Source organism: Actinoplanes sp. NPDC051859 (assembly GCF_044452725.1).
Classification (GTDB): domain Bacteria; phylum Actinomycetota; class Actinomycetes; order Mycobacteriales; family Micromonosporaceae; genus Actinoplanes.
On record NZ_JBITBX010000028.1, the window covers coordinates 25,514 to 34,512 of the forward strand.

At 68.5% G+C, this 8,999-nt stretch carries 10 protein-coding genes; 3 read left to right on the top strand and 7 right to left on the bottom strand.

Annotation, left to right across the window (positions count from 1 at the left end; translation table 11 throughout):
- Window positions 1-4: 4 nt before the first annotated feature.
- Together ACIA1L_RS32945 and ACIA1L_RS32950 are read right to left on the bottom strand one after the other, a co-directional pair.
- The gene (locus ACIA1L_RS32945; protein ID WP_396076980.1) at window positions 5-1,564 is read right to left on the bottom strand and encodes an asparagine synthase-related protein; all 1,560 of its coding nucleotides are present in this window, start codon (window positions 1,562-1,564) and stop codon (window positions 5-7) included.
- Between the two features lie 75 nt (window positions 1,565-1,639).
- Window positions 1,640-1,798, bottom strand: coding sequence for a hypothetical protein (locus ACIA1L_RS32950; protein WP_396076981.1), 159 nt, complete (start codon window positions 1,796-1,798; stop codon window positions 1,640-1,642).
- A gap of 168 nt (window positions 1,799-1,966) precedes the next feature.
- Here ACIA1L_RS32950 and ACIA1L_RS32955 point away from each other — a divergent pair, with 168 nt between their 5' ends.
- The 3 genes from ACIA1L_RS32955 (at window position 1,967) to ACIA1L_RS32965 (ending at window position 4,473) form a co-directional block, all read left to right on the top strand.
- Window positions 1,967-3,058 (top strand): helix-turn-helix domain-containing protein, encoded by a 1,092-nt coding sequence (locus tag ACIA1L_RS32955; RefSeq protein ID WP_396076982.1) that lies wholly within the window; start codon window positions 1,967-1,969, stop codon window positions 3,056-3,058.
- Complete coding sequence (locus ACIA1L_RS32960) at window positions 3,055-3,726, top strand: YdcF family protein (protein ID WP_396076983.1); 672 nt, start codon at window positions 3,055-3,057, stop codon at window positions 3,724-3,726. Before ACIA1L_RS32955 ends, ACIA1L_RS32960 begins: the two co-directional genes overlap by 4 nt.
- Before the next feature lie 69 nt (window positions 3,727-3,795).
- Window positions 3,796-4,473, top strand: coding sequence for a WbqC family protein (locus ACIA1L_RS32965; RefSeq protein ID WP_396076990.1), 678 nt, complete (start codon window positions 3,796-3,798; stop codon window positions 4,471-4,473).
- A 225-nt stretch (window positions 4,474-4,698) separates the two neighbouring features.
- Here ACIA1L_RS32965 and ACIA1L_RS32970 read toward each other — a convergent pair whose 3' ends face one another.
- From ACIA1L_RS32970 to ACIA1L_RS32990, 5 genes are all read right to left on the bottom strand, one after another.
- Window positions 4,699-5,568 (bottom strand): hypothetical protein, encoded by an 870-nt coding sequence (locus ACIA1L_RS32970; protein ID WP_396076984.1) that lies wholly within the window; start codon window positions 5,566-5,568, stop codon window positions 4,699-4,701.
- Between the two features lie 31 nt (window positions 5,569-5,599).
- Complete coding sequence (locus tag ACIA1L_RS32975; RefSeq protein ID WP_396076985.1) at window positions 5,600-6,217, bottom strand: hypothetical protein; 618 nt, start codon at window positions 6,215-6,217, stop codon at window positions 5,600-5,602.
- Between the two features lie 117 nt (window positions 6,218-6,334).
- A complete protein-coding gene (locus ACIA1L_RS32980) occupies window positions 6,335-6,952 on the bottom strand; it encodes a PIG-L deacetylase family protein (protein ID WP_396076986.1) in 618 nt (205 codons plus the stop codon).
- Window positions 6,949-7,812 (bottom strand): 5'-3' exonuclease H3TH domain-containing protein, encoded by an 864-nt coding sequence (locus ACIA1L_RS32985; RefSeq protein WP_396076987.1) that lies wholly within the window; start codon window positions 7,810-7,812, stop codon window positions 6,949-6,951. Before ACIA1L_RS32985 ends, ACIA1L_RS32980 begins: the two co-directional genes overlap by 4 nt.
- The gene (locus ACIA1L_RS32990) at window positions 7,812-8,915 is read right to left on the bottom strand and encodes a glycosyltransferase family 4 protein (protein ID WP_396076988.1); all 1,104 of its coding nucleotides are present in this window, start codon (window positions 8,913-8,915) and stop codon (window positions 7,812-7,814) included. The genes ACIA1L_RS32985 and ACIA1L_RS32990 overlap by 1 nt, the downstream gene beginning before the upstream one ends.
- Window positions 8,916-8,999 lie beyond the last annotated feature (84 nt).

The following is an 8,999-nucleotide window of genomic DNA, read 5'->3' on the forward strand; positions in this document are numbered from 1 at the left end:
CACCCTAGGCCGGAGTGGTGGCGGTCGCCGCCACCGTGGCGAGTGAATCGGCGTGGCCGTAGCTGCGCAGGGTGGCTTCGGCGACGAAGACGCCGCAGATGTCGTGATCGGCGGGTGTTGCCGTGCCGGCGGCGATACGCTCCATGGTGGTGGTGAGCCCGTCCGGGTCGATGTAGCCGCCGTCGATCAACGGCAAGCCATGGTCGAGCATGGTCTGGAGGAAGTCCACGCCGTAGCGGCGCAGCCCGAGGCTCATGACCTGCTCGAAGTTCTCCCGCAGCGGCGGATCGGTCAGATATGGGTCGCAGCCGATGCGGGTGAGCCGGGCCCGGTGTAGTTCCTTGCGATGCCGCCAGGGGTAAGGCAGCCATTCCCCGAACCGGATCAGCGCGGGATCGGCGAGTGGATGGACCGGCCACATGCCGGCGCGTAGGACCGGTGGGGCGACGCAGGCCATGCTCAGCAGCGTCATCTCGTTGACCACGGCCGCCGGTGCGGTCCCGGTCTCGAGGTCGTCCAGCAGTTCCCGGGTGCGCGGGCCGATCCACTCGGCGGGCGGCTTGTCGACACCGACGGCTTGGCGGGGCAGCTCGTCGAGGGTCAGGGCCACCATCTCGTCGCCGCCGATCCCCGTTACCAGGGTTCGGATCCCCCGTTCGGCCAGCAGGGTCAGCAGGCTGTGCTTGCCCTCGTCATACAGCTCGTCGTACGGGGTGATCAACGCGCGGGAGGCGCGTCGTCCGCCGGGCCGCAGCGGCAGGTTGTCGACCATGCGGGTGGTGACATCGACGCCCAGCCGCAGCATGTCGATCATGCGGCGGCGGCGGTCCTGCTGCTGAATGCCGGCGGGGCCGACGATCAGCATCGCCGCCGCGGTGATTTTGTCGGGGTGGCGGGCGCCGAGGACGGCGGCGACGTTGGTCGAGTCCAAGCCGCCGGACAGCTCGACCGCCGTCGTGGCCGGCTCGTAGGCGTGCCGGTCGAGGACCTGGTCGAGCAACTGTTCGTACGCGGCGATCGGGTCGGCGTCGGGATGCAGGTGCCGTGGCCGACCGTGCGCGGCGGCCAGGGGGTAGCACAGGTCGAGGCCGCGCCGACCGAACACGGCCCAGGATCTTTCGGTGAGCCAGTACAGCCCGTTCCAGAGGGTTTCGTGGGTGTAGCGGTATCTTCCGGTCAGCTGCCGGGCGATTTCCCGCTCCTGCAACGGCGCCTGGCGCAGATGCTCGGCAAGGTCCGCGACGTCCCACGAGCCGTACAACGTTCCCGCGTGTTCGAGCAGGTAGATCGGTGCGATGCCACGCTCGCCCGCCTGGATCCACACGCTGTCGCCGGTGAACTGCACCGTCACGAAGTCGCCGTCCCAGCCGAGGTGGTGCGGCTGCCGGTCGAGGCCGGGGCAGCGCTCCCTCACGACCAGGGCCGGGCTGTCGCTGTTCTGGTCGATGATCTCCAGGGCGGGATGGTCGTAGGGTTCGATCCACGAGGCTCCGGCCTGCCAGCGGCGGCCGGTCCACGTCCACGAGCCGGGAACGTCCTCGGCCCGGATGTGCAACTTGAGCATCGATGCCTCCGCGTGAAATGAGGAGCGGACGGGGCCGGGGCGCTTGCGGCAACAAGCGCCCCGGAAGCGAAGGACTTACGTGATGATCTCGTCTCGCTGCCGGGCGGTGTCGGAGCTGCCCGGCTTCTTCTTGTAGTCGTTACGTTCCGTCGCCGACGGGATCTGCAAGACCGCCGGGCTGGCGAACAACGGGTCGGGCGTGGACGACAGCTCGAGATAGGAATGGCTAGTCACGGCGTCCCTTCCATGGGATGGGGTGGAGGTCGCTGGCCAGGTCGACTACTTCGAGCATCGCGGCCGGAGCCCTCCGAGGGGGGGGCGAACAGGTGTGGCACCTGCGTGGCATCGGCGGTGCACTCTCGCCCGGATCCGTGGTCTGATGCGAGGCGGAAGGGAGGCGCCGTGATCACCGTCAATGAGTGGACCGGCCTGCACACGCGGGCGCTGCGGCATGCGATGCGGATGAGCGTGCGCGTCTTCGCCGCCCACCTTGGCGTCGCCGTGCGCACCGTCTCCAAATGGGAGTCCCACGGCGCCGCGATCCGACCCCGGCCCGACATGCAGGCCGTCCTGGACACAGCCCTCAGCCGCGGCGACGCTGGGGTGCGGCTCCGCTTCGAATCTGTCCTGGCCGCGCCACCCAGCGGCGCGCACACCCGGCGTATGGTCACGCTCGACTACGAGGCCTGGGCCGACGACCATGAGCGTGCCGCGTCGGCGCTCAGTGCGCAGAACTTCACGTTCGCTGCGCACCTGCTCGACCGGTGGATCACCCAGGTCGACGCCCACCAGCTCGACGACAAGGGCCTGCATCTCTACGCCCGCAGCACCGCCCTGCGCGGCGACGTCCTACGTGACCAAGGCGCGACCTCCGGCCCGCTGTCCGCCGGGACCGCGTACGGCACCGCACGCGACATCTTCCACCAGCTCGGGTCGCCTCGCCGCGTCGCTCAGCTCGACCTGTCGCTCGCCGTCATCGACGAGATGTCCGGCTGCCTCGTCGCCGCCGCCCATCAATATCAGCAACTCGCCGACGACGACCGGCTCAGCGCCCGCGACCGCAGCCGAGCCCTGCTGTGGGTGGGCACCGCCCTGGACAAACACGGCGACCACGACTACGCCACCGCCGTCATGATCAGAGCCAGCCGCGCCTTCGACACGCTCACCGAGCCGGAAGACTGGGCTGTCGCCCAGCAGAAACTCGCCCTCTCCCACCGCGGCGCCGGGAAACTCACCGCCGCCCTGGACTACATCGGCCGGGCCCGCGCCAGCGCCGCCGCAGACTCGCCCCTCCAGCGGGCCCGGCTCGCCACCGCCCACGGCCACATCCTGATCAGTGACCCCGCCAGCCGCATCGAAGGCCTCGCCATGCTGGACCAGGCCACCAACCTGGCCGCCACGTACGGTATGAGCCACCAACTGCGCAGCATCGAGGGCATCCGCCACCAGGCTCAACACCGGCCACCCGACGGTGACCAGGGAGAACACGCGTGACCGAACTAAAGCCGACCACCGTCACCCAAGACCAGTGGCATGCTGCACGCCTCATCTGGGACTACCACCAGATGCACCACCACATACGGCACTGCGACGTCGCCATCGGACTCGGCAGCCACGACATGGGCGTCCCCGAGTACACCGCCGAGCTCTTTCACGCCGGCTGGTTCCCCACCATGGTGTTCACCGGAGCGGTCAACCCCACCCACCCCGAACGCTTCCCCCGCGGAGAGGCCGTCCACTTCCGCGAGCACGCACTGAGTCACGGCGTCCCCGAGTCCGCCATCCTGCTGGAGCCCGAGGCGACGAACACCGGCCTCAACATCACCCTGTCCCGGGCCGTCCTCCACCAGGCCGGAATCCAGCCCCGCCGGGTCATGGTGATCGCCATGCCCTACATGCAGCGCCGCGCCTACGCCACCTGCCGCAAGGTATGGCCCGATGTCGAGGTCGTCTGCACGTCCCAGCCCCTCGAATTCGACGACTACGTCAAGACCATCGGCGACGAACGCCTCGTCATCGACATGCTCGTCGGCGACCTGCAACGCGTCGTCGAATACCCCCGGCTCGGTTACGCCATCGAACAAACCGTCCCGAAGGACGTCCATGACGCCTACCACCAGCTCCTCCACGAAGGATTCACCCGCCGACTGCTCACCACCTGAACCGCCACCCACCCGCAGCGTGGTCTGCGCGATCCACCAACCGAACCTGCCCCCCCCCGGCTGAACACCCTGGCAAAACTCTATGCCGCAGACCAATGGATCATTCTCGACGACGTCCAGTTCAACCGCCGCGACTACCAGCACCGCGCCCGACTCAGCGACCCCCGCCGACCAGACCACCACCAGTGGCTCACCCTGTCCGCCCACCTGCCCGCCGGCCGCGCAACCCTCATCCGCGACGTCCGCCTCGCGGACCCGACGCGCTGCCAACGCCGTCTTGGGCAAATGCTGTACGAGAGGTACCGCAATAATGCTCACTGGCGGGACTTCGAACCGAAACTCCAACGCATCCTAGAGCTTTTCGACACCACCGATCGCGTCGCTGCAATCGCCGAACAATCCGCGCGTGCAATGCTCGAAATGCTCGGCTGGAACGGCACGATTCGGCGCAGCAGCCGCTACCAGACCCGACCCGGCCGGACCGGACGCCTGGTCGACCTCACTGTCGTGAGCGGCGCGACCCACTACCTCTGCGGCACCGGAGGCGCGAGATACCTCACGCCGCGGCTCTTCCACAAAGACGGAATCGGGGTCATCCTCCATCGCATACCGACAGAGGGCATCTGGCACAGCGGCCGAACCGAGAGCGCCATCAGCATCCTCACCCAGATGGGCGGCCCGCAACTCAAGCAGTCCATGCAAGATCTAGAGGCCGCGCGTGCCGTCACAGGGCGGGAACGCGGATAAGGGCTACGGGTGTCGCCGGACGAATACCGCCAGGTAGGTTAGGCGACGCGTAGATGTGCACTTGCCGGGTGGCCAGGGACCGCAGTGTTGATCTCGCGGTGGACTGCGGTCGCGGCGTGCTGGGCGATCGCGGCATGTCGGAGTCGAGCATTTAGCGGCGAGGTGTCAAGGGCGAAGGCGGCCGGTCTGCCGGTGGCGAGGCCAGCCGCATTCCACGCCTGGGCGCTATTCGCTCAGTTGGGTCCAGGCCGTTCGAGCGGCGTCGAGTTGCGCCCGGTTCTTGGTCACGAACTGTTGTAGCTGCGGGGCAGCGGTGGCGAAAGCTTGGTCCTGCGCCGGGCGGCGGCAGGCGGCATCCGCGGCGGCGGCCTTCTTCTCGAACTCGACGGCCTCCTGCCACTTCGGGTCGGCCTGCATCGACGCCCAGCCGAGATCCGCACGCGGGAACCGGTCGAGGGCCTGCTGGTAGGTCGTGAAGTACGACTTTGTCTGAATCCCGGCCTTGCTCATGCAGGGAACGTACGTGTCGAGGGCGTCGGCGACGGCGGGTGTTTTCTCCACCTCGCGGAAGGTATTGGTCAGCCACTTCATCGAGTTGCCCTGGCCTGTGGGGGTGAAAGGCTGCTGCTTGGACGCTTCGGGGGTGCAGTTGCCCAGGGCCTTGCCGTAGGCGGCTTCCTCCTCGGCAGTCATCGTGCTGCTCGCGTTCATAGCGCGCAGTTTGTCGGCCACTTCGGCCTGGTTGCGCTTGGCGGTGGCGATGCCGAAGTCACCGGTGATCTCGGTGATGCTGGCGAGGTCTCCGGGCGCGATCGGGCCGCCGTTCTGCTGCTCGGAGGGGGCCTGCTGGTAGGTGAAGCCCTTTTTCTTCATACATCGGGCCAGGGCGCCCTGGAAGCGTGCGGCGACGTCCTTCTCGGCGGCGAGCCGGTCGTCGGCCGAGCCGTAGAGGCTGAGGCTGACTTGCTCGAATAGGCTGCGGCCCTGCGCGGCGGCGGCTGGCTCAGCTGGGGCGCCGGCGGCGAACGAGTTTGCGCAACCGGCGGTGAACGCGCCGATGGTCAGCGCCGCACCCGCCGTGATGATCTTCTTCATGACCTGTGTCTTTCGGAGTCGGGGATATGGGTCAGCTGCTGCACGAGCTGGAGATGCCGCCGCTGTTGTAGAGAACGGCGGTGCCGTTGACGTCGACACGCCATGAGCGGGCGCACTGGTTCGGCACGTTGGCGTTAGGGCCGGTTGCGTCGCCGAAGATGTCCTCGTCGCGGTAGACGGTCCGGTCGGCGGACCAGAAGTCCCTGCAGTTCGATGCCGTGGTGTTCGTGGAGTTCACCGGACCGTAGCAGGCACCAAACTTGACCATGCCGGTCAGCCAGCGATGAGTGCTGCCGGGCTGGTAGGAGTCATCGCTGTTCGCGTCGATGTGGATCGAGCTCTTACAGGTCTTCGCGATCCGCGCGTCGAAGTGCTCGCTGTCGGCCGTTTTCCAGTCGAAGATCGTCGCCAGGCAGTGGCTGCTGGCGAACGCCCCTCCGGGGTGTGCCTCCAGCGATCCCAGGTTGTCGATCGCCTGGTCCCAGCTCGCTTCGCCGTACGAATAGTTCGGGCCTTGATAGACGGGTTGATTGACGCCGGAGGGGACGACGGCGAGTGCCGCGCCAGGAGTGACGCCGACAACGGTGAACGCGATCACGGCCGCTATCAGTGCAAACCAGCGGCGGGGGTTGAACTGGCTTCGGTTCATAACCTTCCAATCGAGTCTGACCTGGTGCCGCGAGCGATGAATTGCGGATCCAGGTCTGGGCGCCCAAGGATCAACCCAGTAAGCGAGGTGCTCCCGGAACGGGGATGGGGTGGGTTGCTAGAGCCAGGCTCGCGGGGCAAGCCGGCCGAGGACCGGCACGGCGGCGAACGCCTCAGCGACGGCGGTGCCGATCCGCCCGCCGTGGAGGTGGCCGAGGTTTAGGGCCATCGGTGCGAAGTGTTCGGTGATGGGTTGGGACGTGTGCGCGGATAGCGCTCGCATTTTGGTGTCCCATGTGGTCGTGGCGTCCAGGATGACCGGTAGGTGCAGCGGTCGGCCGTCGCGGTCGAGGTTGTGGTAGCTGTCGCAGGCGTAAACCCGGCGGGGGTGGCCGGTGGCGATGACGACGTCGGGCAGAGCGGCGTTGACGGTGTCGGCGACGCGCCGATGCTCGGGATGCATGTCCGTGGCGGGATGGGTGATCAGAACTTCGGGTCGCAGGTCCCGCAGGAGGGGGTCAAGGACAGCCGGGGTCAGGTCGTCGACGAGGGTCAGCGCGGCGCCGAGAATTCCTGCGCTGGTGGTGGCTTCTGCGTCTCGCGGTTCGCCGCGGCGCGGCAGGATGATGGTGACCGTGGCGCCGGCGCGAACTGATGCGGCGAGGGTGGCACCGGCCCACAGTTCGGGGTCGTCGGGGTGGGCCATCACGGCAACGACGCGGGCCGGGGCGCTCACCACAGTCCGAGCGCTTCGACGATCTCGCGTGCTGCTGGAAGTGGCGGACTGACCTGTCCGGTCGGCGCGGTGGGAACGTCAAGATCGTGGACGAGGCGGATCATGTCTCGCCACTTGAGGGCCTGGTCCCATTGCGCGGCGACGGCCCGGCCGCGACCCTGATCGAGGCGCCCGGAGCTGGGGAGGTCGTCGAGGGTGAGCCCGCCGGCGAGCAGGGTTTTGGCGGTGCCCGGTCCGATTCCTCGGACGCCGGGGATGTTGTCGGCGGGGTCGCCGGTGAGCGCGCGGAAGTCACACCACTGGTTCGGGTCGACGTCGTGGCGTTCGCGGACCCCGTCCGGGTCGACGAGGCGGGCGCCGGCGCGGAAGCCGGTGTTGAGTACCCGCACGCGGTCGGTGATGAGCTGGTAGAAGTCGCGGTCGCGGGACAGGATGATCACCTGCCGGTCCGCTGGTGTGGTGGTGGTGAGGGTGGCGATCACGTCGTCGGCTTCGGCGTGGGGTAGCTCTACCCAGGTGATGCCGAGGGTGTCGAGGCCGCGTTTGACGTCGGGCAGGTGCCGTAGCGGGGCGAGGGCGTCGTCGTCGGTGGGGCGTTGGGCTTTGTAGTCGGCGTCGACGTTGCGCCGGTCGGCGCTGCCGTGTTCGCCGTCGAACACGACGATGATCTCCGGCGGGGCCGGGAGTTCCTTGCGGACGGCGACCCGTAGGAGTGCGAAGAACGCGAACAGGCCGGTGAGGTCGCGGGTCTTGTCACGCGACTGGATCTGGGCGGGGAACCCGAAGGTGGCGCTCCAGAGCAGGTTGAAACCGTCGACGAGCAACAGCGGGACTGCGGCAGATGTGCGGGGACCGCCCATCAGCTCACCACCTTCAACAGTTGGTCAGCACACAGGGCGGGCCGATAGTCCCGCGTTCGGTAGTCCGCGGCCCGAGACGTTGCCTCGTACCGTACCGGGTCGTCCAGCAGGTCCCGGACGGCACGCCACAGCCCGGCAGGACCCTCCGATAGAGGGACGAGGCTGCCGCCGTCGCCGACGAGGTGCGGCAGGTTGTCCACGGCGTAGCCGACGACGGGGGTGCCCACCGACATGGCCTCGAGCGCGACCAGCCCGAACGACTCGCGGTGGGACGGGACGATGACCAGGGCAGCCTCGGCGAGCCAGGCGGGTACGGCGAGCCAGGACATGCCGCCGCGCAGGGTGATGTTCGGATTGTGGTCGGCGGCTGTTCGGCACTGCAGGGCAAGTTGGTGCTGCTCGCCGGTGGTGTCCTCGAAGCCGGCGTGGGCGAGGGCGACCTCAATCGGGCGGTTCAGGTCGGGGGCAGTGTGGATGAACTCGGCGGTGACGCCTTTGACCGGCGACAGGCGTGCCAGGACACGCACAGGGCCGCTACGGCGTAGCTGCCCGCGCACCAGCTCCGAGCGTGGTGGGTGCTCCACGAGCAGCGTGTTCGGCACGATCCGCCACGAGTCAGCGGGGTAGCCGCGGGCGGCGGCTTCGACACGGACCGTCTCGGAAGGGGCGATGACCGCGTCCGGTTGGCGGTCGAGGGCGGCATGCAGGTCGGTGTCGTGGCCGACGACGTGCGCGGCAAGGATGCGCCGGGCGGGGCTGCGGGTGGGGGCGATGCGGCCGAGCCCCCAGAGCGCGTCGACGTAGACCGCGGCGTCGACGGCCAGGTCGCGGTAGAGGCCGACCAGCTCAGCGCGGATCCACCCGGCGTGCCGCTCGAGCAGGGTCCGCAGGGTGCGGTCGTCGCACGGCAACGTGACGGGCAGGGTGAGCAGCGGCATGACCTGCACACCACCGTAGAGGCCGGGTTCGGTGACGGCGGCGCTGATGATGACCGCGCGGTGCCCGGCCTGGGTGAGGGCGACGGCGGCGGCTGCGGTGGCCCGTTCCATCCCGGCGGGCGCGTCGGGGGTCCAGGAGACGAGGATGAACGCGACGGTGGTCACTGGTGGACCCTCCTCTCTACGGGACTTGAGAAGGTGCCCGTGGTTAGATGCCGGTGAGAGCCGGGGTGACGGCCCGTGGTGGTC

Excerpts from the sequence above, each read along its gene's own strand:
- ACIA1L_RS32975 (WP_396076985.1), bottom strand. The coding sequence starts at position 6,217 with ATGAACCGAAGCCAGTTCAACCCCCGCCGCTGGTTTGCACTGATAGCG.
- ACIA1L_RS32970 (WP_396076984.1), bottom strand. The coding sequence starts at position 5,568 with ATGAAGAAGATCATCACGGCGGGTGCGGCGCTGACCATCGGCGCGTTC.
- ACIA1L_RS32985 (WP_396076987.1), bottom strand. The coding sequence starts at position 7,812 with ATGGGCGGTCCCCGCACATCTGCCGCAGTCCCGCTGTTGCTCGTCGAC.
- ACIA1L_RS32945 (WP_396076980.1), bottom strand. The coding sequence starts at position 1,564 with ATGCTCAAGTTGCACATCCGGGCCGAGGACGTTCCCGGCTCGTGGACG.